The following is a 25,298-nucleotide window of genomic DNA, read 5'->3' as shown; positions in this document are numbered from 1 at the left end:
TGGAGTTATGTAGATGGTGTGTAAAAAATTGTACGAAAGCTCTTGATCTAAAGCAATAGTTTTCCACCGGGCTCGCAGTGGAATACGAAAATATCATCCGGTGGATCGGAGCCCGGACGCCACACCCTGTATCGTATATCTGAGCGCATCTTCGATGGTCGAATCCTCATAGTCCCTGGAATGCACCGAGTGCCCCCGCTGCCGGCGAAACCATTCGACCTGTAGCAGGTTCAGCGGATCAACGTACGGGTTCCGGATATTGATCGATCGCTGGAGCCATGGAGTATTGTCCAGCAAATTCTCCTGGTCGGTAATCCGACACAGCACATCGTATGATTTCCGAAATTCCGCTGTAATCCGGTTCCATACCGCCGACTGTACTTCGTGATCCCTTACCAGACGCGCGTATTGTACGCCAATCTTGAGGTCAGTCTTTTTTAACGCTAGTACTGCATTGTTAATCACCGCGCGGAAAAACGGCCATTCCTGGTACATATGCCGGAGGTCATCCCAGAGATCCGGATTGCGATCGGTCTCTTCCTCGATTCCGGTACCGATTCCGAACCACGCCGGGAGGAAATGCCGGTTTTGGGTCCACGAAAAGACCCATGGTATCGCGCGTAGATTTTCCAGTGTCCGCTCCGCAGATCTGTGTGCTGGCCTGGAACCGATGGGCAGCTTCTCTACCTCGGAAATCGGTGTAGCCTCCCCGAAATACTGTAAAAATCCGTTTTCGTTGATAAGCGCTTTATAGGCATGATAGGATCGATTTGCCAGGGACTCCAGAATATCGATATACTGGGTGCCTTTACCCTTTTCCTCGTGCGGTTTCTGCCGCTCCACCAATAGTGACGCCCAGAGAATCTGCTCCAGATGCCGGTGCGCAATGGCCGGCTCACCGTATCGCTCGGCGAGGATTTCGCCCTGCTCCGTCATCGATAATCCGTAGCGGACGGATTCCGGCGGCAGCGACAAAATGGAGCGTGCTGCCGGCCCGCCTCCGCGACCGAGTGTTCCGCCCCGCCCGTGAAAAATAGACAGTTTTATATCATTGAAGTTTGCGACATCCGTCATCCGCTCCTGGGAACGATAGAGGTTCCAGTTAGCACTCAGGTATCCGCCATCCTTGGTGCTGTCGGAATACCCAATCATCACGGTCTGCTGGCCATCCTGTGCCCCTAAATGGGCACCATACAACGCATCGTTGAACATCTTTTTGAGGACTTCCGGGGCGCGGTGGAGATCATCGACGGTCTCGAACAGCGGGACGATGGAAAAGCTGCACTCTTCAGCATGCTCCGCGGTACAAGTGCATAATCCGCTGAGACGGCCCAGCCAGAGAATCACCAGGATATCACTGAGGTCCCGGGTCATGCTCATGATGTAGTTACCGATCCACTCGCCACCGAGTTCTTCTTCGACGCGTTTCAGGCGGCTAAACAGCCGGATAATATCTTCGGCATCCTCTGAGAGGTCCACCTGATCGAGAACAATCTCGTCCGGCGGATGCTCCCGAAGCACCCTGAGTTTTTCGGCTTCAGCCATCTCTGGCAATCCGGTTATTCCTTCGGATTTCTCCAAAATTTCCCCGACAATGCCAAGGAAGCGGGCCGCATCTTCACGAATATCCAGCCGCATAAGATACAGGCCAAATACTTTTGCGCGAACTTGCCAGTCCCGCAATTGTCCATTTATGAGACGATGGCCCTGATTTTTCTCCAGGCTGGAGATCATCAACTCGATATCTTCAACGAGCTCTGTAGATCGGTGATAGCTTCCCGGTGGCAAATCAAGCAAATCCTCAGAGGTGCCCGCCTGCCCCAGCCGCCAATCAATTATCGTGATCCACTGTCGGTAGGACTCCGCGTCCGGGACACGTTGCAACTCCTTCTCCAATTGGGGCCAGGACTGTGTGGCCTGTTCTATGGCCTTACGTAGATCGTCACTTACGCCAGCCTGCTTTGCTGACGTGGACAGTGACTGATAGAGTTCCCTGCACTGCGTCCGGTGAAACCGGATTGCTCTGTCCCGATGGAGTACAAGCGTCTGCTCAGTCACTTCGGCTGTGACATGCGGATTGCCATCGCGGTCGCCCCCAATCCATGAGCCGAACTGGAGTAGCTGTGTCGGATCGGCTGTATTTTCCGGGTATGTCGAATCGATAGCCCGATCCACATCCCTGAAAATCCTTGGCACAACCTCCCAGAGTGTATCCATAAACGCCAGGCCCCACTTTACCTCGTCAATAACTTTCGGTCGACGTGGATGCAGCAGGTCTGTCTGCCAGAGACTGGTGATTTCCGCCTGGATTTTGCGGTAATACTCATCCTCTTCCCTGGCTAAGAGGTTTCGATCATGCAGGGCGTTAATATATTCCCTGATCCGATGAAGTTTTTTCCGAACAGTCGCTCGTTTCGCTTCCGTAGGGTGCGCGGTAAACACTGGTTTAATGGTTACCGTGTTGAACAATTCTCCCAGCTGATCGCTAGTGAGCCCGGAATCCCGAAGTTTCCGTATCGCTTCACCGATTGACTCGGTACGCGGTTCCGGATGGTGCTGCTGTTCGCGCTCCCGCAGGATCCGGATGCGGTGCACATCCTCTGCCAGATTGGCCAAGTCAAAGAAAATGCTGAAGGCTTTGATGATCACCAGCGAGTCATCATACCCTAAATCCTGGATAATGGCATTCACTTCATCCAGGGCATCGTGATCCCCCTGGCGCCAGTCTTTAGCCTTCTGACGGATCTCCTCTTCCAGGTCAAAGAGATCCTCGCCGGCCTGTTCCCTGATGACCGTCCCGAGGAATTCTCCCAGCATGTTGATATCGTTACGTAATTCTTTATTAACAACCATATTTTTCGAGTGTTAAAGTGTTAAGGTGTTAAAGTGTTAAGGTGTTATCGTGTTAGAGTTAAAAGCAGTGTTCGAGTGTTCCCCAAAGGGATCCCTTCGGGGCAAGTGTTCAGGTAACACCCAAAGCGTGTTATCGTGTTAAAGCGTTATTGTTAAAGCCGGCATGAGTCAAGCGTCCGGTGTCCACAGTCCTGTATTGATTGGCTTTATTTTTGAAAGTTTCCGCTTTAGCGGGCAGTTATTTTATTCTTTGCGTTATCTTCGCGTCCTTTGCGGCTAAATTTTTTCCGGTTTCAAATCAATATGCTTTGGATGCCGGGGATTCTTTCCACTCTCGGAACAGATTCCGGCATTCTTCCCGCATTATCCCATTGATGACTTCGGTGTCCAGGTTCCCCATAGACACCAAATCTTTATTGGAAATGTCCAGTTCATTGAACCCGTGCTCTTCTGCGTCGGCGATGCTGGCGCCATAGTAAATCACCGGAATTCTCGCCCAGTGGATAGCGCTGAAGCACATGGGACACGGTTCGCATGTGGAATAAATCACACAGTCTGACAGGTCAATAGTTTCTAATTCCTGGCAGGCTTTTCTGATGGCATTGATTTCAGCGTGAGCAGTAATGTCGGTGGATTTCCATACATGATTATGCGCGACGGCGACAATTTTACCATCCTGCACCAAACATGCGCCGAACGGTGTCTGCCCGGCTGTAATACCTTCACGCGCTGATTCGATTGCTGCCTGCATGTATTTTTCGTGTTGAGTCATAGATGTCCGTGTTAAAGTGTTATTGTGTTATTGTTAAAAACGGTCGCGATTCTTGTGTCTTCAGTTTCTGGTCTCATTATTTCACTTTTAACTTCTTCAATCTTCACTTTTCATTCTTCATTCCGGGAGTTGGAGAAGGCATCTGGATATTGAACATTCATCGGTTGGATATTTAATCTGTTCCCTTCTCCGTTCTGCTTTCTCAGCCTTCACCTCCGCTTAAACCCGCTGCGCGGCCTGTACGCGGGAGACTAAGCCCAGATGCCCTTACACCTTATACCCATATACCCTTATACCCTATTCCTGCTTTTTGTTAGATATTCAATCCCTTCAAAGTACGAATCAAAACCCTTTCCTTTAACCTGTTTTATGCAGACCGGTGCTGTGACGGAAATCTTTCGGAAGTCCTCCCGTTTTTCGATATCGGAAAGGTGTACTTCAACACATGGAAGCTGGATTGATTCGATAGCATCCCGGAGGCTGTAGCTATAGTGGGTCAGCGCGCCTGGGTTGATCACAGCTCCATCGCCCCAATTTCGATATTCATGCAGAAAATCGATGATTTCGCCCTCATGGTTAGACTGGAAAAATTTCAGGTCGTGCTTTTTATTGTATCTTCCCGAGATTTCACTATTCAGGTCTGAAAGGCTTCGATTTCCATATTGATCCGGATTTCGCTCACCCAGCAGATTCAAATTCGGCCCGTGGATGATCAAAATATTCATGCGGCCTCCTTTCCAACGATGGAATCGGTGTATTGGATTGCGTCCATAATCAGGGGTTTATCCACATCAGTTTCAATAACCGGACTGCCCAAACTTTCCAGAAGAACCCAGTGAATCGAATCTCGCACCCGTTTTTTATCGTAATGTAACGCTTCATATAGTGCTTCAGGTGACGCCTCGAAATCTGGTAATACAAAGTCCATTCTCTCCAGGATTTGCATTGCTTGTTCAAAATCCGCTTCCGGCATCAATTCTTTTTCTTTGGAAATATAAAGTGCGGCGATCATCCCCCAAAATATTGCTTCTCCGTGATTAAGGATGGTATAGTCCGTAACATTCTCGAGTGAGTGACCGAGTGTATGGCCGAAGTTCAGGAAGCGTCGTATTCCGCCCTCTTTGAAGTCCCTCGCTACGATATTCAGTTTTTTGGCAATACTCCGACGTACCACCTCGGTGATATTGTCAAGAATAGTCTGGCGTCCCTTTTTGAGATACTCCAGAATAGCCGCCTCGCCAATGAATCCGTATTTAATTACCTCGCCCAGGCCGGTATTCCATTCCCGATCCGGTAAGGAGTGGAGGGTATTAATATCAGCCAGTACCACATCGGGATTGTAAAATGCGCCAACCAGGTTTTTCCCCGTGGGCAAATTGACTCCGACTTTACCGCCAATGCTGCTGTCCACCTGCGCGAGCAGAGAAGTCGGCACATGAATCAGCGGAACACCTCGCAAGTAACTTGCAGCGAAAAACCCGGCGAAATCTCCTATCACTCCGCCACCAAGCGCAAATACTGGGGATTTTCTGTCCAGACCGAGCCGCGACATCTTGATATAGAGATTGTGCATCAACTCAAGCGATTTGGTCTGTTCTCCTGGGGGTAAAAATTCGGTATGGACCGTGAATCCATCATCCTCTAGTTGATTCTGTACCTGTTCATGATATAGCTGGCCCACGTTAGAATCAGTGATAATAATTGCGGTATCAGAATACCTTTCCCGGTCAATTGCTCCAACTACTTTTCCAAGAATACCATTATCAGCAAATACCGAGTAGTTAAACGCCTCATTTTTTACTTTAGATACATCATTCAACTTGCTGTCTTTCAGTTTCATAGCATTTATAATTTCCTGAACAATTTTACCTGGTGTTTTATTATCTGTCTGTATAGTTATGTCGGCCTTACTATAATTTTTTCGTCGTATCTCAAGCAGATTACCAAGTCGTTCTTCCATTTCTGCGCCGGATTTTTCCTGTTCCAGCAGCGGGCGGTCATCGGATTCCTTAATCCGGCTTGCAGCCACTTTCGGCGAGGTATCCAGCCACACCAGTGTACCGGTCTCCAGCACGCGCTTACGGCTCGAACCGTTCTCGATGGCGCCCCCACCCAGTGCAATCACAGCGGACCCGGAATCGGCCAAATAGTTTAAAACTTTCGCTTCGCTGCGGCGAAAGGTTTCTTCCCCTTCGTCCTCGAATATTCGGCTGATCGGCTTACCGGCCCACACCTCTATAACCTCATCCGCATCAAGGAATGTTAAGCCTACCTCCTTGGCCAGTAATTTGCCGACAGTCGACTTTCCAGCTCCCATCATTCCTGTCAGAAATATTGGTTTGACCTGGTTCGTCATCCCTTATGACCTCAGATGTTCCCGTAGACCGGAGATATCAACAACGCTTTGCACAGTTTCTCCAGTCCAGAATTCCAGGGCAGCGATTCCCTGATAAATGAGCATGTCCAAACCATCCTGGACCGTCCAGCCGGCAGATTGCATCCGCCGCAATAAGCCAAGATGCTTTTTCGGGTAGAGTAAATCTAAATAGCCCTTGCCACTTTCGTCTTCCCCAGAGTGTATCTGAATATCATCGAAAATCTTCCGCGCTGAATATGGTAGCGTATTTATGACGAGATCCGACTCTGCTAGCCTATTCTTCAGGTGCGTCTCATCCAATGCATTAATTTTCGGTTCATTGCTCAAGGATAAGCTCATAACTAGCTCTTCCGCATTGGCGATGGTTCTGTTTACAAGGTAAACACGCTCAATGTTGATTGCATCGAGTGCGAGCAACACTGCTCTTGACGCGCCGCCGGCTCCGATAACCGTGGCCGAGTCCACATTGGACATATCGAAGGATTGCTTTAGCGATTCACTGACGCCATAAATATCCGTATTATGTCCGACGAGTGTTCCATCATTGGACTGAATCGTATTGATCACGCCGGCAGATTTCGCTTCAGGAGACAACTCGTCCATCCGGTTAAAAGCCTCCGATTTCCAGGGCGCCGTAATGTTAATTCCGTTGAGTTCGTTCCGGCGTAATTTCCCGATGACACCCTCAAGTTCCGGTTTATCTCTTACGCGTATACGGCTGTATGTACCGGAGATATTGCACTTCCACATGAGATATGTATGGAGTCGGGGTGAGAGCGAATGCTCGATAGGATCGCCGATGACTGCAAATCGCCAGTCCACTAGTTATACCTGCAATTTTCTGAGTTCGCCCCAGAATTCCGGATAGGAGACTGAAGCGGCATCTGCGTTCTTCAGCACGGATACATCCGCAGCGCCCAGCCCCGCCACGGCGAATGTCATGGCAATCCGGTGGTCTCCAAAGGAGTCCATTTCAGCGCCATCGGGTTTCTCATCTCCGTGAATTTCAAATCCGTCCTCATATTCGGTGGCCGAAACGTTCATCATTTCGAGATTCGCCACAGTCGCAGCGATTCGATCACACTCTTTGTATCGTAACTCTTTCGCCTTCCTGACGACGGTTGTTCCCTCGGCAAATGCACCAAGCACACCAATAAGCGGCAACTCGTCTATTAGTGCCGGTATATCCTCTTCCCTTATCGTAACTCCGGTTAAATCCCCGCCTGTGACAGTCACGTTGCCGCGCGGTTCAATCGAGGTATCCTTCACTTCTATGGCGACCTCTACCCCCATCTCTTTCAGTACATTTAAAAACGCGATGCGCTCCGGACTCAGGTTGATATCCCGAATTTCACTCACCGAGCCGGGAAAAATCGCAGCTGCCGCGGCCCAGTATGCCGCAGATGATGGGTCCCCGGGGACTTTCATATCGTATGGACTCAGCGGACTCTCTAATTTTTGTACTGTAATAACCTTGCCGTCAACCTGCACCGGCCCGCCGAACCGACTGAGCATCATTTCTGTGTGTCGCCGGGAGAGGTTCTGCTCTCGAATTACGGTTTCGCCGGTGGCCTGCAACCCCGCAAGAATTAATGCCGACTTCACCTGTGCGCTTGCCACCGGCATTTCGTAATCGATGCCATGGAGGTCGCCTGGGCGAATTTGTAATGGCGCATTATTCCTCAATTGTGCAGAAATATTCGCCCCCATGGAATTTAACGGATTGACAATCCTGCCCATCGGACGCGACTGCAACGAATGATCGCCTGTGATTATCGACTCAAACTGACGGCCGCTTAGTAATCCGGTCATCAGCCGCAGTGTCGTACCGGAGTTGCCCGCATCCAGAGATTCTGCGGGCTGTGAGAGCCCATCTATTCCTATGGAATTAATTATTGCAAGATGTTCGTTGGGTTCATATGAAATATCCAAACCGAGTTGTTGCATCACCGAAATAGTGGATTCCACGTCGGCGCCCGAACCCAGATTGGAAATATGACAGGCTCCGTTTGTAAACGCGGAAAACATGACAGAACGATGGGAGATTGATTTATCGCCGGGGACAGACAGGGAGAGTTCGAACGGGTCGGATACCGGAGTAATAGATTGCTGCATCAGTCCTAGGCCGCTCCTGCCGTTTTTCCCAGAGATCCTGCTGTCGCACGGAGTTGATTCATCATCGTCACGAATTCATCGGGCAGAATCGCCTGATCGCCGTCGACCATGGCATCACCGGGTGCGTGGTGGACGTCAACCATAATCCCGTCGGCTCCGACGCCGAGCGCAGCGTAAGATAACGGCAGCACACTTTCCTTGATTCCGCTGGCATGGCTCGGGTCGACGATTATAGGCAAATGGCTCACCTGCTTGAACACAGGGATGAGCCCCAAATCTATAGTATTCCGGGAATGGTCGGAAAAGGTACGAATTCCCCTCTCACAGACCACGACATCGGAACAACCATTCGCCATAAGATATTCGGCGGCGGCCAGGAGTTCCGTAAGGTTTGCAGAGAGTCCCCGCTTGAGCAACACCGGCTTGCCTAATCCGCCGACTGCCTCTAGCAATGAAAAATTCTGCATATTTCTGGCGCCGATCTGAATCATATCCGAGTACTCTGCAACGGTGGATGCTGACATAGGATCAAGTGCTTCCGTGACTACCGGCAGACCCGTTTCTTCCCGAACCTCTGCCAAAATTTCAAGACCACGTTCGCCCAGTCCCTGGAATGAATACGGTGAGGTCCGCGGCTTATACGCGCCGCCTCGAAGTACCTGAGCGCCGGCCTCTTTGACCTGTTCAGCAATACGGAGTGTCTGTTCTTTCGACTCAACGGCACATGGCCCGGCAATCACGGCAAGATTACCATCACCAAAACGGGCTTCCCCAACCGTGACAACCGTATCTTCCGGATGCGCCTCCCGATATGCAAGACGACTGGATTCTTGCTCTTTGATGGCTCCGATGACTCCCGGTAATTTCGTAATTTGTCGTATTTCTTCAGATTGTTCTGAATTTTTTAATTTATGAAAATAATGCCCATTAAATCGAATGGAATTTGATTTATATCCGAGTTTTTCTAACTCCTCTTCAACAGCTGCGCGCTGTTCAGACGCCGAGTTTTCATCCATGACTACGAGCATTGTTCATTCCCTATATTAAGCCCTGAAGATGATAGAAGTTGTTTCAACCCCGTTGGAGATTGTTAAGCGTGTCTCTCCCTCTCTTTGAAATAGAGGGAGAACAAGAGGGTGAGTTGTGTGTGCTGCACAATACTTTTCTCTCCATGCTTCTTCCCGTATCCAAAACTGAATAGGATATAACCTAAAGGCCTTTAGTCCGGACTCTTTAAACCCCGGGCTAAAGCCAGGGGCTATTCATTCAGTATGTTTAATTATCGATATCATACTACCTCCACTTTCCTAATCGCCGCCTTCAGTTCCGACAGAAATTCGTAGACCGCCTCCTCCGGATCGTCGGATGTTTCAATCGACTCAATCAGTGCCGTCCCCACAACGACGCCGTTGGTCATTGGCGCGATGGCGCCGGCATCTTCCGGCGTTTTGATTCCGAAGCCGACGACGAACGGAGTCTCCGTGTGCTTTCGAATTCGGGCGAGGTAGTTACGTAATTTCGTGTTATCGGAGACTGAGGAACCGGTGATTCCTAGTATCGATACCGCATAAATCAGGTCTTTTGCCAGCGCACCGATTCTGGCTAATCTTTCATCCGGGGTATTCGGTGCCACCAGAATGATTGGACTGATACCGTGTTGCTTCACCTCTTCGTAAATCGCTTCACCTTCCTCTATCGGCAGATCAGGGAGAATCAATCCGTCGACACCGGCTTCACTGGCATCACGGAGGAAGTCTTCCAGTCCATATTTCATCAGCGGGTTGATGTAGCCCATCAGCGTTAACGGGATGTCACTTTTCCTGCGAATTGCTCTAACCTGCTCCAGGATGATCTTGACGGTTATTCCGTTCTCCAGCGCTCGCTGGCCTGCTCTCTGGATAACGGGCCCGTCTGCCAGGGGATCGGAAAAAGGCATGCCGATCTCCACCATATCCGCGCCGGCGCGTTCCGCTGCCAGGACAAGTTCCGGCATGTTATGCTTCTCCGGGAATCCGGCGGTGATGTACGGTACCAGTTTTTTGCCCGGCTGCGAGAAGAGTTCTGCGATACGCCTCATGAGAGATCCTTTCCGAGATAGTCCGCCACAGCATTCACATCCTTGTCACCCCGGCCGGACAGATTCACGATCACCGAACTACCGTCCGGCAGATCGAGTTTTTGCTGCTGGAGCGCTGCCAACGCATGTGCCGACTCCAGCGCCGGAATAATACCCTCCTTTTCCGACAGCCACTGGAAGGCCTCAACCGACTCCTCATCGGTGGCATCAATGTATGTGACGCGCTCTGTGGTTTTCAGATGACTGTGCTCCGGGCCGATGCCGGGATAGTCTAGTCCTGCGCTGATGGAGTGCGGCAACTGCACCTGTCCGTCGTCATTTTGCAGCAGATATGAATACGCGCCGTGAAAAACGCCGTGACTGCCAAGGGTGATTGACGCCGCATGTTTATCGGTATTCAAACCCAATCCGGAAGCCTCAACGGCGTACATCCTGACGTCATCTTCGATAAAGGGATAAAACATGCCGATGGCGTTGCTGCCGCCGCCGACGCACGCCAGCAGCGCATCCGGCAGTCCGCCATTTTTTTCCGCAAACTGACTTCGGGTCTCTTCTCCAATGATAGCCTGGAAATCCCGGACGATCATGGGATACGGATGCGGGCCAACCACGGATCCAATAAGGTAATAGGTATCTTCGACGTTGGTTACCCAATCGCGGATGGCTTCGTTGGTGGCGTCCTTCAACGTTTTGCTGCCGGAGTCCACCGGACGAACTTCCGCCCCGAGCAGCTCCATCCGGAAGACGTTCAGCGACTGTCGGCGGATGTCCTCTTCCCCCATGTAAACGATACATTGCAGTCCGAACTTCGCCGCCACCGTCGCGGTGGCCACGCCGTGCTGTCCGGCACCGGTCTCGGCAATGATACGGGATTTGCCCATTTTCTTTGCCAAAAGTATCTGTCCCAGCGTGTTGTTGATCTTGTGGGCCCCGGTGTGATTTAGATCCTCCCGCTTCAGCCAGATATTCAGAGATAATTCTTCGCTGATTCGCGGTGCAAAAGTTAACGGTGAAGGACGACCGGTATAATTGCGATGAAGTTCATTCAATTCTTCCTGGAAGGCATCATCATCTTTGAGTTGGTTATACACAGATTCCAGCTCTTCCAGCGCCGGGATAAGCGTTTCCGGCACGTATTTTCCGCCGAACTCGCCATAGTGTCCCCTGGCGTCGGGATAATTATAACTCTTCAGTGGCATTACTTCACTCCTGCCGTGGCAAATGGGTTTAATTTTTCGGTCGTATCCATCAATGCGGAAAACAATTCACTCAATTTTTTATGGTCTTTGATCCCCGGTTCCCGTTCGACACCGCTGCTCACATCTACGGCATCCGGCCCAACTGCCCAGACCGCGTTGGTGATATTCTCAGGATTCAGTCCGCCAGCCAGGATCACCGGTCGATCGAATTTCAAATTTTTCAGCAGCTTCCAGTTAAAGGTTTTCCCCGTACCGCCGGGCGTTCCTTTCACGTATGCATCGAACAGAAACACATCCACGTCATAACCTTCAACTTCTTTCGCGTTGAAATCGTCTCTCACTCTAAATGATTTAATCACCGGCAACTCAATTGATTCGCAGTATTCGGGCGTTTCGTTCCCGTGGAGCTGGACTAAGTCGAGTCCGACATCGTCTGCGATACGGTTCACATTCTCTGCAGATTCGTTGACGAACACGCCAACTTTGCTAATCTGCTCGTTTCGAAGTGCGTCGACGATTTTCTTAGCATTATCCGGATCCATATATCTCGGACTTGGCTCGTAAAAGATAAAGCCCAGCGCCGAGGCGCCATTCTTTATAGCTGCCCGGGCGTCCTTGATTCGGGTGATTCCACAGATCTTGACCGGTATCATGGTGCGGTCTCCTGGCGGGACTGTTCCAGGTAGGTTCGGAGCGTCTTTCCCGGATCATCCGTCTTCATAAACGCAGTACCGATAAGTGCGGCATCGTAACCTGTTTTAGCCACCCGGTGCAGATGTTCCGGTTCAGTAATCCCGGATTCCGCGACGGCGATGGCATTTCCCGGCAGATCTTCGTATAAATTCAGCATCCGCTGAAATTCTATTTCCATAGTGTCCAGATTCCTGGCGTTGATGCCAATAATCTCCGGATTGAGCGCATGAATGCATTCAAGGCTCTCCGCGCTGTGGGTCTCCACCAGCACGTGGATTCCGAGTTCGGATGCCAGTGCATAGAGATTTTCTGCGGTTTCCAACTCCAGTCCGTCCAAAATAAGCAGGATGGCGTCGGCGCCGGCGTTATACGACTCCCACACCTGGTATTCAGAGATGATAAAGTCCTTCCGGAGCACCGGGATATCGACCGCCTCCCGGATTTCACGGAGGAAGTCCAGCGAGCCGCCAAAATACTTTTCGTCTGTTAACACTGAGAGAGCCTTTGCTCCGGCTTTCTCGTAACTTTCGGCAATTTCCACTATATCCATCGACGGATTAATCGATCCCTGGGAGGGCGATTTGCGCTTAATCTCTGCAATGATGCTTATTTCATCCCCAACCAGTGCATTGGCAAAATCCCGTATAGGAGAATTCCGATCTTTCAGCGTGTCAACCGGCACTTTGGCAGAGTGCCGCTCTACCTCTCCCCACTTGTGACTGATAATTTCCTGCAGGATACTCATTACGCGTTTGCCAACCGATTCAGCACATCATGAGCCGCGCCGGAATCTATGGACTCCTCTGCTAATCCAATGCCGTCTTCCAGCGAGTCCGCCTTCCCGCCGACCACGATTCCGGCAGCGGCATTCAGCACCACCACATCCCTGGCAGGGCCGGTCTGCCCGTCAAATATCTGCCGGATAATTTCGGCGTTTTTGCTGGCGTCGCCGCCCACAAGTGCCTGGATCTCTACGCTGTCGACTCCTACCGACTCGGGTGAGAACGTCTCGGTATCTATTTCGCCGCTGGTGTTCAGCCGGGTGATCTTTGTCTGCCCGGTGGTGGTGATTTCGTCCATACCGTCGGCGCCGTGCACCAGCATGGCGCTGTCCGAGCCCAACAGTTTCAGCACTGACGCCATCTTTTCGGAGAGTTCGCCATCAAACAGGCCGATAATCTGTCGCTTTACCTTCGCCGGATTACACAACGGCCCAAGGATGTTGAACACCGTCCGGATACCCAGCGATTTCCTGGCGGGCATCACGTGCTTCATGGCCGGATGGAACGCCGGCGCGAACAGGAATCCCAGGCCGATATCGTCGATGCATTCAGCGATCTTGTCCGGCTCCATGTTGATGTCCACGCCCAGTGCTGCCAGCACGTCCGCCGAACCGGATTTGCTGCTGATGGATCGGTTCCCGTGCTTGGCCACCGGAACACCCGCTCCGGCTACAACAAACGATGCCGCTGTCGAAATGTTAAACGTCCCGATGCCGTCGCCGCCGGTGCCGCACATATCGATGGCATCCGCCGAAATCGGCACTTGCACCATCTTTTCCCGCATGGCTGTAGCGAATCCGGCGATCTCCTGTGCGGTTTCCCCCTTGGCCACCAACGTGGTAAGGACTGCGCCGATCTGGGCATCGCTATGTCCGCCGGACATGATGCCGTACATAGCGTCGTACGCCTCGTCGAATGTCAAATCTTTCCGCTGAATCAGTTTATTAAGTACCTGTTTCATATCTCTGCCTCGATAAAGTTTGTTACCAGTTGCATGCCGTGTTCGGTGATGATGGATTCCGGGTGAAACTGCATCCCACAGATGGGATAATCGGTGTGCTCCATCCCCATGATGAGATTATCTTCTTCTGTGGTGGCGGTAATCCGAAGCGACTCTGGCAGCGATTCGCGCTCCACCAGGAGTGAATGATACCGCGTCGCCTGAAACGGCGTCGGAATATTCCTGAAGACGCCGTCTTCATTATGTCGGATAGTCGAGGTTTTTCCATGGATGATCTGCGGTGCGCGGATGACTTTTCCGCCGTACGCGGTGGCGATGGCCTGGTGCCCCAGACAGATGCCCAGCGTCGGCACCTCCGGACTTATTTTTTGCAAGACTTCCACTAATATACCGGCATTTTCCGGCCGTCCGGGCCCCGGGGAAATCACGATCTTTTCAGGATCGAGTTCGCGGATTTCATCGATGGAAATCTGGTCATTGCGTACAACCTCTAGCCTAGACGTCTGCGTCCCGATATACTGCGCCAGGTTATAGGTAAACGAATCGTAATTGTCGATGAGCAGGATCATTGGAGTCCCTGTTCGGCAAAATCGATGGCGCGCATGATGGCCATCGCCTTATTCTCAGTTTCGGTGAATTCCTTCTCCGGCACGGAATCGTACACAATGCCCGCGCCACTCTGGAAGTAGACCGTCTGGTCTTTCATGAGCAGCGTCCGGATGGTGATACAGGTGGTGACGTTATCGTGGAAGTCGATATAGCCCACAGCGCCGGAGTAAATGCCCCGTCGGGTCGGCTCTAGTTCCCGAATGATCTCCATAGCCCGGATCTTCGGCGCGCCGGTTACCGTACCCGCCGGAAATCCCGCCATGAGGGCATCGTATGCATCGTATTCGTCGCGAATTTGCCCCCGGACGTCACTCACGATGTGCATCACGTGACTATAGCGCTCAACCTCCATGTATTGTTGCACATCAACCGAGCCGTACTCACAGACCATGCCCACGTCGTTTCTCGCAAGATCCACCAGCATCAGGTGTTCGGCACGCTCCTTTTCGTCCGACAGAAGCTCGGTGGCGTAATTGTCATCTTCTTCGACGGTGTCACCTCTAGGACGCGTCCCGGCAATCGGGCGGACTTCCATCTCATTGTCCTCAACCTTGACCAGTACTTCAGGCGATGCGCCAATGATGTTAAAATCGTCGATATTGAAATAGAACATAAACGGTGAAGGGTTCACACTCCGGAGGGCACGATAAATGGTGAACGGGTTCGCTCCCGTCTCCCGCTGGAATCGCTGGCTCAGCACCAACTGATAGACATCGCCTGCTCTTACGTATTCCTTCGCCTGTTCAACGGCACTCTCAAACTGCTCCTGGGACATGTTTGATTCGACGTGGCCGTTCCGGCTGGTGACCGGCGCTTCGTATTCGATCTCCGTGTGGAGATCTTCCAAAATTTCATCGATGACGGCAATCGCTTCATCGTATTGTTCCCGGAGATCCCGCTCCCGGTCGATCTTCACGTTATGACTAATGATGGTCTCCCGCTTCACGTGGTCGAACGCGATAAGTGTTTCAAATAACATAAAGACGGCGTCGGGCACGTCATCCTCCTGGGGAGAATAGGTCGGAATATTTTCAATCCACGTGATGGTCTCGTAGCCGAGATAGCCGATCCAGCCGCCGGCGAATACTGGAATCTCGCTAATTTTCGGCACCTGATATTCCCCGGCATATTCCCGCAGGACATCCAGATATCGTTCATTGACCATGGTGGTATTTCCATCTTTGGAAACAGTGGTCATGCCTGCAGTGTGCTGCAGGATAACCTGTGGATCTCTGCCGATATAGGAGTAACGCGCCAATTGCTTGCCTTCTTCCACAGATTCGAGTAGTACGGAATGAGTCGATTTTTTAGACAGCCTGAGATACGCCGAGACGGGGGTCAACAGATCGGAGAGTACTTTTTTATATACCGGGATTGCGGTGTACTCTTTCGCATAACGTTGAAACTGTTCAAATGTCATCATTGCCCGTTATCCCACATAAAAAAACGCCCCTGTTCATTTCGGAACAGGGGCGTTGAGTTGAAAGTCTATTTGGTTACGTCTACCTCAAGTGTTCACCCCTATATAACGCCACCAAAACCAATAATTGTTTAATTTTTTCGATAGAGTCTTCATAATGGTTACGAATATAGGCTGGTTAATTTTTTCCCGCAAGGCTTTTTTGGACACTTACCTTTCGATTTTGGTATTCGCGACTGCTGGTCCGAGTTCAAAGTTCATAACTCCACAACTCTTGGAATGGGTTCGGTTATATCTTACTCTTTCGAGATTAATTCACTCGTGCGAGTAACCGAGCCGGCAACCAAGTAGGATGATACCCCTGTGAATTACTCAAAATTTCCCGTAATCCAACTTGGTGACATATTGTTCCTCCCCTCTACTTCGACTATCGTTCGATATTCTGTTTAAAAAGATTATTAACTTTTTTTACAAGTACAAATTTTGGACTCTGAGAACTGCCAGCTAATTGAAACACAAATGCCCCTGTCATCTCACAGGACAGAGGCATTTGCAATTTAATTATTGTACTTATAACCAATGCAGTCTTTAATGTAGGGATGGGAATAATTGAAAGCTCGATTATTTCTCTTTTCTGGTAACTACTACGCCGGTTTCAAAATCCACAGCATCATATCGGGTCTGTCGCAACGCTTCCAGACCACGGAAAAAGGCTTCTTTCGCCTTCCCTTCGGTCCATTTTGCTTGTTTCCATTCTCCGACATCTGCCTCCACAGATTCGGCATACCTGACTGAAGCCAGCATTTTACCGCCACCAGGTATTGGCTGGACATTCGCGGTAATCTCCAGCGCTAGGTCGTCAGTGACCTGTTTTTTGGCTACAAAGACCAGAGGTGAGTCCCCGAGAATAATCCCTTCCAGCTCCGCCGGATCGAACGTATTTTCCGAATGTTTTAATTCATAATTTTGGCGCTTGAAGGATAGTAGAGCATCTATGTAGACATCTGCCGGAGGCACTCCTTCCTGTTGCATCAGTATCAGATCAGCGTCCTCCGGAATTTTACTTGTTAGTCCCCATGAATTCGGAACTTGCGCATTGAGATGTGCTGACATCGTAGGAATCAATAATCCAGTTGCAACCAATAGCGCAACAAGCACTAAAGCGGATTTCTTAATTTTATTTCGTATCATAAAACTTCCTCCTTCCGCTTTATTTATAATTGCCCAATTCTCTTTAATATTGCAACAAGATGTATTCCATTAGTGCGAATCACGACAGAATTACAAATCTACTGGTTGTATAGTTTGATTCTGCGTAAGACTGACACCAAAAATTGAACTTTTGGCAGGGATGAATCGATTAGAAAAACGGGGACCGACTTATTTTAATCGTTCCCCGTTTATGTCCTCCAGGCGCTCCCGGCATGCGACTGGATTATAAAGAGCTTTATTGATTACCGGAGTATCATTAGTGCGTCCCCAAAGGCCTCAAATCGCATTTTTTCCTTCACTGCAACCTCATATGCCTCAATGGTCTTTTCTTTTCCATAGAAAGCGCTCTGCATCAGCAGTGACGGCGCCTGCGGCTGATGGAAATTACTGATAATTCCGTCCAGAAGGTGGAAGTGAAACGGAGGAAAAACGAACAGATCAGTCCAGTTTTCCTTGGGAATTACCTTTCGTCCCTTAAAGTGAGACGACAACAATGCCCTGACCACCGAAGCGCCAACGGCAATTACCTTGTTCCCGTTGTCTTTCGCCTCGTTTATGATGTCAGCGCTCTCTACTGAGATGTTATAATATTCGGCGTTCATGGAATATTTGTCGATTTCACTCAGTGTTACCCGTTCGTATCCGCCGAGACCAAGGTGGACGGTAATTTCGGCGATGTGGACACCGTAATCTGTCAGGTCGTTAACCAGTTCTTCCGTAAAGTGCAACGCACCGGCTGGTACAGCAACCGATCCGGGTTTTTTTGCAAAGATAGTCTGGTATTTTTCCCGATCCGACGGTATTGGCTCCCTGTTGATATACCGTGGCAGCGGCATTTTCCCCAATTCCCGGAGAATTTCATTGGTATCCGCTCCCCGGTTCTGAAACTGAATAACCCGCCCGCTGGATACCGTATTATCAACAATATCGCTCCGCAAGCCCTTGTCGAATTCCAGTGTGTTTCCTATACGCACCTTGCGCGGTGGCGAAACCTGGGCTTCCCAAACACCTGGCTCCAGTTCACGCAGAAGAAATACATCGATATGATCGCCTGTTTCGACCTTGATGGTATCGAACTTGGCCGGATAGACCTTCGAATTATTCACCACGAGGACATCACCCGGATTTAAATATTTGATGACATCGCGGAACCGGATAAATTCCTTTTCTGATTCTTCTCTCCGTACAACCATTAATTGGCTGGCATCCCTGGGATTAGCAGGATGTTCGGCAATCAGGTCATCCGGTAAATCATAAAGAAAATCATCTGAGTGGGCTTTTTCCGACTGCAACACCGGATCGACATTATTAAAAGCGGCCATAAAGTATTAACTCCTGATATTTGTATGTTCCACAGAATTTTGCCTCAATAAAAATCGGAGATAAAAATCGGTGGCGTTTTTTATATTTTTTATATGGAAATTCCTATTTTTTTCGAAGCAATTTACAGGTCAGCACATGACAAATAGCTGGAATAGTAAATCCAAGATAACAGACTGTTTTCGGTTCATTCAGGGGATATATTACGCACACTACCCCGCGTTTTCCAAGAAATAAATCCAGATTACTGCATTTTAATAACTTTTAAGAGAGTATTATTCAAACTTTATAACAACGACTAAACGGTTCAGGACAATACGTTGTCCCCCTGGGAATTACCATCCCTGGGAGAGAACAAAACCCCAATGGGCTCCTTTCTCTGGTCGTTGAAATGGATAGGCGTAATAGATCTGACCTATTAAATAACCGAACAGGTTAATCCGTGCTCCCACTCCACTACTAAAGACCGGCACACGCTCTGTAGAGTGCTCAGCAATCTCCAAAACGGGTTTTTCGTTACTGTTCCATGCGATACCGGCATCGGCGAATCCAATAAGTGTCGTTGGGAGAAAACTGAAGTCAATTAACCCGAATCGTTCGCTACCGAAGAGTGGAACACGAATTTCCGCGTTCATCACCCCGATACGGCTCCCCAACAATCGGCTAAATTCCGGACATTCACCGGTACCACCGGCGCTCCGACAATCTTCATAATTAAACGTGGACGGTGAATACCCCCGAACCAGGGTTTCCTGTCCGATAACCAGGGGAGACATTCGATCGTTCTCGGCATCACCAAGATACCGGCCGTAGTGTAACGCCCGGAAGGCAAAAGTAAACGGTTGCCAGAAGAAGTAATGGCGGTAATCGGCTGTCACGGTTAAATAGGTGAGCGTTCCGAGATTTGGCTCAACTTCAAACCGATACCGCCGGCCGTTGACAGGGCCGGTATACCCGAAATAAGAAAAGTCGCCTACGAAGGCGGCAAAGACATTCCCCAGATTTAATGGATCAGGTGTTTCCAGAGATTCCGTCTCCCGGGAAAGAATTGTATTTCCCTGCAAAAGGTATCTCTCTGCTTCGAGGTCATAGCTAATCCGGGTGTACCCGCCTCCAAACTCCCAGCGACGATTTCGTGACAACGGATATTCCAGTATACCGCTGATTCTGTCGGTATAAATTCGTCTGCGAAATATGGTGAGTTCCCTGGCCAGTATCTGTTCATCGTTGACGGTAACGGTATCCACCCCTTCCATAGCCTGGCTCGTCTTGTATGGGATGTGACCGACTCCTAAGCCCCAATTCCATCGATTATCCCGATTTCGGTAAATAGCCTGCCCACCCAGGTCCTTAAATGTTCCCTGAGCACGGGCATTAACTGCAAGCAAGTGATTCCCGAGCATATCGCTAAATACAAAGTTTACCCCACCGCCAATTCCGGCACCAAACTGATCCACGGACAGGCCGATAGACGTTTGCCCGGCTCGCAGAAGTCGTAAAGATGGTTGATAGTCGCTGACACTAAAATCGGGGGTGACTGGCAATCCGGACTTCTGATCGGCCAGAAAATTATCAACAAGGCTGGCCTTTAATGATTCATCCGGTGGCAAGGTGACTGTTGAAAGTCGCTGCCGGGATATGTCTTCCGCAATTCGCCCCTGACTTTCATCGGCGGACAATGTATGGATCTGGTAATCGGTCTTGGAAAACACATTAAAAGCTAATTTCCCGGTGTTTTGGGCAACTGATAATGCAGGAGAACGTTCTGTTAAACCGCTTATACCGGTGGCAGTATTCGTGATTTGGTAGAACTGTCCCGACGCAACTTCGTAGCGATATATATTGCTGTAGCCGTCCGGATCTGCGATAAAGTAGAGGTTACCTTCCGGGCCAAAGTCGGGATTAATGTGTTTCACATTTTCTCCCATGGAAAGCGTCTCCACGGTGCCGTTTTCTATCTCCAGGATTCCGATCTTCATATCACTAAACCGATATTCGTCCAGATTTGTTGCCGGTCCACGGTCCGTCGCGAAGGCGATTAAGTTTCCGTCAGGCGACCAGGCGGGCTGAATTTCTGCGTACCGGGTATCGGTCAGCTGGGTAGTTTCTCCGGAATCTAAATTGTGTAAATAGAGATCGCTGATACCGCCGGATGTGCCCGAGATGACAAGCTGGTCTCCTGAGGGCGCCCAGGATAAATGCGTAATCCCATCTATGGAATCAAAGGTAATAGTTTTAAGGATTTTATTGTTTTGAACGTTCACGACCGAGACGGCATTATCCCCATCTTTAATTACAACAAAGGCAAATTTTTTTGAATCAGGTGACCAGGCTCCGGCAGAATTCATAAACCGGAGTGCATCGAAGTGAGCATTGGTACTGGAACTGGTCAGTTGCCGGATCACTTCACCCGTTTCGGCATCGGCGAGGAAGAGGTCCAAACTGAATAATTCCCGCTGGGAAATATACGCCAGATATTTTCCATCCGGACTGAGTGTCGGAACCATATTCATTCCACCCTCGCCGGTAATCAACCGCTTGCCAGTGCTATCTGGCTTCGTCCGCCCCTCTATTTGCGGCTTGTATTTTTCCCGGATGGCCTGTTTCCAGTCTGTGGACAGCGAATCGCTCGAAATACCGACCACCTGTTCAATGCCGCGATTCCATCCGTTTTCCAACACGCCAAGGAACAGCTGTTTGACAATAGGATCGCCCAGTCGGCCAGCAATATAGGCCCATAAGGCATGACCGTATCGATACGGAAAGTACTTTCGGTTCCGCATCACCTGGGAAATGGTCGGCACATCTTCGTTAAGAACTGCGTCCCGCATCCACATTGCGGTCAGGGCGTTATCCCCTCCAACGGACAGATACTCAGCCATTCCTTCAACCAGCCAGGTTGGCAGCCGACGAGAATCAGAGAGCCGATTACCACTTGCAACAATAAGTTTATATTGAAATGCGTGGACTAATTCGTGTCCCAGGACATGATTATCGTCCTTCCCCACACCGGTCAGCGGAATTACCATCCTGTTTTGGTACCCTTCGGTCACTCCACCAGTCCCCTGGGAAATTTGCCCGCTTATGACATTGGTTTGTTGGAAATCCGCATGATTTGCATAGAGGATAACCGGTTGGTACGGGGGAATCTCATAATCAAAGAAACCGGCATATCGCGTGTACCAGCGCTCCAGCATATGTGCTGCATCAAATACCGCCTCCGATTCGCTGGGATAATGATAGACTTTATAGTGTTCGGTTTTCAGAACTTTAAAGGAGAAATCTTCATACTGCACCTTGTTTCGGCCAAAATACTGGGCATTAATCGATTTCGGTGCTATCCAGGCAAGCGAAATGACCGCCAGAATAATCAGGAGAAAAAACGTTCTTTTATTCATATCAGCTTTCTCAGATTCGTTCTATATAAAAAACATAAAAATCAGACTTGAAATAATAAAGAAACCGCCCAATGCCCGTTTTTTCAATCAATTCCGGTGATATAGACTATTCAGCCATTTTTTCTTTGATGTTCCAAAACCTTCCTTTTAAACTTACGGTCAAATTTTGACTGGGAGTCAAACTTCAGGATAAAAAAATGAAACCATGAATACCAAAGCACGTAAATCCCGGGAAAAAGAATTACGACGAAATGCTCTGCTGGATGCCGCTGAAGAGGTCATTTTCTCCAAGGGTATTGAGCATGCAACGATGGATGAGATTGCCGAAAAGGCGGAATTCAGCAAAGGTACCCTGTATTACTATTTCAATGACAAGACTGATCTGTATCTGGCCATCAATAATCGGGGATTGACGATCCTGACTGAACAGTTTGCATCCGTTATTGCGGAAGATCGTACCGGACTTAAGATGGTAAAGCGCCTCGGTGAGGTATATCTCCGCTTCGTCCGGGAATATCCTGACTATTTTCACACCTTTATGTATCATGAGAACTCGGACATCCTTGTGAACCAGTCAAGTAAAATGGCAAATAAGTGCGAAAACATGGGTAAAAAGGCGTTCACCTTCGCAGTGCGGGCATTCCAGATCGGGATTCAGGACGGCACCATCAACAGCGCATATCAGCCGGAACGGCTTGCTCTTCAATTTTGGGGTAGCCTCAGGGGGATCATGCAACTTTTTTACTATCATTCCGATGCAGAAAATGACCGGATCTTCGAGAACGAAGACTTAGAGGTCGAGCCAATGTTTAACGATTTTATCAGTATTTTTTTACGCGGCATACAAAACCAAAACAACAATAACTAGTGTTCAAACAATATGAATAATCCAGAAAAAATAACCCGAACCATTTTTATCGCTGCGACAGTATTATCCGCTGTTCTTTTCACGGCCAAAGTTGGCATTGCCCAACGGGCGGATTCAGCGGCAATACCAGTCGACCTTGAGGACAACGGCCAAGACAGGATAGTTACGGTCAAGCAGGCAGTGGAAATCGCTCTGGCAAATAATACCCAGATGAAACAGGCATTACTTTCAGTGAAAGATGCCGATCAGCAGGTACTTTCCGCCTGGGGTGAAGTGATGCCCAGTATCTCCTCCGATATGAGTTATACCAGAAATATGGAGATCCCGGTTAATTTTATCCCCGCCCGGGTGTTCGATCCCTCCGCCCCAGCCGGACAACTGGTGCCGGTACAGTTCGGCACGGACAATAACTGGTCCGGAGGCATTACCATAAATCAGACCCTTTTCAGCGGCCAGGCGCTGGTAGGGATCAGCAGTTCGGCGGTGTACAAGTTGGTGCAATCAGAGAATTACCGGGCGACCTCCCAGCAAATCGTCACCCAGACCAGAATTGCATATTATAATGTATTGATTGCCGAAGAACGTCTCTCCCTCCAGCAGGCCTCCATCAGGCGCCTCGAGAAGAACCTGAAGGAAAACCAAGCCAGGCAGCGCGCAGGGCTGCTGGACGAATATGACGTACTCCGGGTCGAAGTACAGTTAAGCAATCAGCGCCCGCAACTCACCCAGGCGGAGTACGCGGTGTCCAAAGCCTATCGTGAGTTGAAAATCACCATGGGATTACCCCTGGAGTTTGACTTCAGGGTGGAGGGCAACCTTAGGGAGTATAACCTTTCTGATCGGTCGTCGGCGGATTCCGTCAATGCGAGTCTGAAATCACTGGATACAATGACCCCGTTGGTTTTGGATCCGTCCATTGGATTGACAGAAAAAGCGTTTGACCTTCGGGGAGATTTACGCATCCTGGATGCCAGAGATGAACTCACCGATCGCCAACTACTTGCGGCCCGTAGCCGGTACTTCCCTTCACTCTCGGCATCGTATCAATTGCGTTGGAATGCTTCTGAGCGTGGCGATCCCAACTTTTTCGCCTCGGACAGGCAGCGAGCCCGTTCCCAGGCGATCTCCCTGAGCTTCAGCCTCCCCCTTTTCCAGGGAATGCAAAGACATACTGCCGTGCAGCGAGCGCAGATCCAGGAAAAAGAAATCGCGCTGCAGCGGGAAAACGCCAGGCGTGCCGCGAAAAACGAAATCCAGTCTGCCAGGGAATCCATCCGGCAGGCGCTTGAAACCGAAGAAGCCCGGATAAAGGCCCTTCGGCAGGCCCGGCGCGGATATGAAATAGCCAATACCCGCCTCGATCAGGGGATCGGGAGCCAGCTCGACGTAACCAACGCCGAGATCCAATACCGGGAAGCCGAGCTCAATTATGCCGTGATGGTCTTTAATTATCTGCGCGCCAAAGCCAGATATGATCAGGCACTTGGTATGGTACCATTTGTTGATAAAACCACAAATCCGATTGAAGAAGGACAATAACTGTGCGAAAGACATATTTGACATACACGATTCTATTCACCTTGCTTGCCGGTCTTATCGGGTGCGGAAACAGTACGCCCCCCCAGGAGGATGCCGCCGTTAAAACGGTCAATGTGGAAACCGTGACGATACAGCCCAGAGAATTTTCCAGTTATCTCCGCCTGGTTGGCACGACCGAAGCTGCCAATGATGTACGGCTGTCAGCGGAAGCAAACGGACGTATCTTGCGGTACGAAGTGGATAAAGGAGATTTCGTCAGGTCCGGTGATCTTATAGCAAAAATTGACAATGCCCAACTCCGGGAGGAACGGGACCGGCTGCAATCGGCAACTGAGCAAGCACGCCAGGTATATCTCCGCCAGAAGAAGGTCTGGGAGGAAGATAGTATCGGGTCCGAGATCCAGTATTTGAACGCAAAATATAATTACCAGCAGAGTAAATCGGCGCTACAGGGCATCGAAGTCCAGCTACAAAACACTGAAGTCAAAGCCCCTTTTGATGCACGGATTGAAGATATACTCACCGAAGCGGGTGAAATGGCCGCAGTAGGCACGCCCCTGGTTCGGCTTATTGCATCAGATATCATAAAAATTACAGCCGGGGTTCCCGCCAGATACGCGAATTCCGTTACCCCTGAAAAACATGTCAAAATTTGGTTCGATACCCAGGTACAAGATACCCTGGAAGGTGACCTCACCTTTGTTGGCAACAGTATTGACCAGCAGAGCCGAACCTTCGAAATCGAAATTGTATTACCAAACGATGCCCATCGCTACAAAATCGGGATGCTGGCAAATCTCCGGCTCCGGACCCTCCATCGTCCCAATTCAGTTGTCGTAGGTGAAGAATTTGTATATGAATCCGAAAACGCACGCCATGTATACGTTGTGAATAACACTGATTCCGGAGAACCAATCGCCAGCAAACGCCGAGTTCAGCTTGGTCCACGACAACAGAACAATGTACTGGTAGAGTCCGGGCTGGAGATGGGTGAGCGCCTCATCACCGTAGGCTCCTCCTTCCTGGAAGACGGGATGCGTATCAATGTAGTCTCCGAACGATAACCTCCTTTCTATATAATTAATAATGTGAGCGAATGACGA

Annotated in this window: 20 protein-coding genes; 3 read left to right on the top strand and 17 right to left on the bottom strand. The window is 49.9% G+C overall.

From position 1 onward, the window contains the following. Positions 1-93: 93 nt before the first annotated feature. The 17 genes from ppc to K9N57_05160 all read right to left on the bottom strand — a co-directional run bounded on the left by ppc (position 94) and on the right by K9N57_05160 (position 21,788). On the bottom strand, positions 94-2,853 hold the full coding sequence (gene ppc / locus K9N57_05240) for a phosphoenolpyruvate carboxylase (protein ID MCF7803574.1): 2,760 nt from the start codon (positions 2,851-2,853) through the stop codon (positions 94-96). A gap of 298 nt (positions 2,854-3,151) precedes the next feature. Continuing rightward, positions 3,152-3,625, bottom strand: coding sequence for a nucleoside deaminase (locus tag K9N57_05235; protein ID MCF7803573.1), 474 nt, complete (start codon positions 3,623-3,625; stop codon positions 3,152-3,154). A 290-nt stretch (positions 3,626-3,915) separates the two neighbouring features. Continuing rightward, on the bottom strand, positions 3,916-4,350 hold the full coding sequence (locus K9N57_05230) for a 3-dehydroquinate dehydratase (protein ID MCF7803572.1): 435 nt from the start codon (positions 4,348-4,350) through the stop codon (positions 3,916-3,918). Next, positions 4,347-5,981 carry a 3-dehydroquinate synthase gene (gene aroB / locus K9N57_05225; protein ID MCF7803571.1) on the bottom strand — a complete coding sequence of 545 codons (1,635 nt, stop codon included), beginning with the start codon at positions 5,979-5,981 and terminating at the stop codon, positions 4,347-4,349. The genes K9N57_05230 and aroB overlap by 4 nt, the downstream gene beginning before the upstream one ends. 3 nt (positions 5,982-5,984) lie before the next feature. Next, positions 5,985-6,824 carry a shikimate dehydrogenase gene (gene aroE, locus K9N57_05220; protein ID MCF7803570.1) on the bottom strand — a complete coding sequence of 280 codons (840 nt, stop codon included), beginning with the start codon at positions 6,822-6,824 and terminating at the stop codon, positions 5,985-5,987. Between the two features lie 3 nt (positions 6,825-6,827). Beyond that, the gene (gene aroA / locus K9N57_05215; protein MCF7803569.1) at positions 6,828-8,117 is read right to left on the bottom strand and encodes a 3-phosphoshikimate 1-carboxyvinyltransferase; all 1,290 of its coding nucleotides are present in this window, start codon (positions 8,115-8,117) and stop codon (positions 6,828-6,830) included. A gap of 5 nt (positions 8,118-8,122) precedes the next feature. Continuing rightward, complete coding sequence (aroF, locus tag K9N57_05210) at positions 8,123-9,145, bottom strand: 3-deoxy-7-phosphoheptulonate synthase (protein MCF7803568.1); 1,023 nt, start codon at positions 9,143-9,145, stop codon at positions 8,123-8,125. 260 nt (positions 9,146-9,405) lie between these two features. Continuing rightward, positions 9,406-10,194, bottom strand: coding sequence for a tryptophan synthase subunit alpha (gene trpA / locus K9N57_05205; GenBank protein MCF7803567.1), 789 nt, complete (start codon positions 10,192-10,194; stop codon positions 9,406-9,408). Beyond that, on the bottom strand, positions 10,191-11,393 hold the full coding sequence (trpB, locus tag K9N57_05200) for a tryptophan synthase subunit beta (GenBank protein ID MCF7803566.1): 1,203 nt from the start codon (positions 11,391-11,393) through the stop codon (positions 10,191-10,193). The genes trpA and trpB overlap by 4 nt, the downstream gene beginning before the upstream one ends. Continuing rightward, positions 11,393-12,046, bottom strand: coding sequence for a phosphoribosylanthranilate isomerase (locus K9N57_05195; GenBank protein MCF7803565.1), 654 nt, complete (start codon positions 12,044-12,046; stop codon positions 11,393-11,395). Before K9N57_05195 ends, trpB begins: the two co-directional genes overlap by 1 nt. Further along, a complete protein-coding gene (gene trpC / locus K9N57_05190) occupies positions 12,043-12,831 on the bottom strand; it encodes an indole-3-glycerol phosphate synthase TrpC (GenBank protein MCF7803564.1) in 789 nt (262 codons plus the stop codon). Before trpC ends, K9N57_05195 begins: the two co-directional genes overlap by 4 nt. Then, a complete protein-coding gene (gene trpD, locus K9N57_05185; GenBank protein MCF7803563.1) occupies positions 12,831-13,829 on the bottom strand; it encodes an anthranilate phosphoribosyltransferase in 999 nt (332 codons plus the stop codon). The genes trpC and trpD overlap by 1 nt, the downstream gene beginning before the upstream one ends. Then, on the bottom strand, positions 13,826-14,398 hold the full coding sequence (locus tag K9N57_05180) for an aminodeoxychorismate/anthranilate synthase component II (GenBank protein ID MCF7803562.1): 573 nt from the start codon (positions 14,396-14,398) through the stop codon (positions 13,826-13,828). The genes trpD and K9N57_05180 overlap by 4 nt, the downstream gene beginning before the upstream one ends. Then, on the bottom strand, positions 14,395-15,861 hold the full coding sequence (trpE, locus tag K9N57_05175; GenBank protein MCF7803561.1) for an anthranilate synthase component I: 1,467 nt from the start codon (positions 15,859-15,861) through the stop codon (positions 14,395-14,397). The genes K9N57_05180 and trpE overlap by 4 nt, the downstream gene beginning before the upstream one ends. Before the next feature lie 618 nt (positions 15,862-16,479). Then, complete coding sequence (locus K9N57_05170; GenBank protein MCF7803560.1) at positions 16,480-17,049, bottom strand: hypothetical protein; 570 nt, start codon at positions 17,047-17,049, stop codon at positions 16,480-16,482. A 263-nt stretch (positions 17,050-17,312) separates the two neighbouring features. After that, the gene (gene queA / locus K9N57_05165) at positions 17,313-18,392 is read right to left on the bottom strand and encodes a tRNA preQ1(34) S-adenosylmethionine ribosyltransferase-isomerase QueA (GenBank protein MCF7803559.1); all 1,080 of its coding nucleotides are present in this window, start codon (positions 18,390-18,392) and stop codon (positions 17,313-17,315) included. Positions 18,393-18,725: 333 nt separating this feature from the next. Beyond that, positions 18,726-21,788, bottom strand: coding sequence for a peptidase S9 (locus K9N57_05160; GenBank protein MCF7803558.1), 3,063 nt, complete (start codon positions 21,786-21,788; stop codon positions 18,726-18,728). Positions 21,789-21,993: 205 nt separating this feature from the next. On the opposite strand from K9N57_05160, the gene K9N57_05155 reads away from it, so the two are divergent. From K9N57_05155 to K9N57_05145, 3 genes are read left to right on the top strand one after another with little or no spacing between them, the layout of a single operon-like run. Next, positions 21,994-22,656, top strand: a complete 663-nt coding sequence (locus K9N57_05155) for a TetR/AcrR family transcriptional regulator (protein MCF7803557.1) — start codon at positions 21,994-21,996, stop codon at positions 22,654-22,656. A gap of 12 nt (positions 22,657-22,668) precedes the next feature. After that, positions 22,669-24,195: a TolC family protein gene (locus K9N57_05150; GenBank protein ID MCF7803556.1), complete on the top strand. Its 1,527-nt coding sequence runs from the start codon at positions 22,669-22,671 to the stop codon at positions 24,193-24,195. Between the two features lie 2 nt (positions 24,196-24,197). Further along, entirely contained in the window at positions 24,198-25,259 is a 1,062-nt protein-coding gene (locus K9N57_05145) for an efflux RND transporter periplasmic adaptor subunit (GenBank protein ID MCF7803555.1), read from the top strand. Positions 25,260-25,298: the final 39 nt, after the last annotated feature.

The sequence above is a fragment of the Candidatus Neomarinimicrobiota bacterium genome (assembly GCA_021734025.1).
Classification (GTDB): Bacteria; Fidelibacterota; JAANXI01; order JAANXI01; family JAANXI01; genus JAANXI01.
The sequence above is the reverse complement of the archived record's forward strand: the minus strand, read 5'-3'. Positions and strand labels throughout refer to the sequence as shown.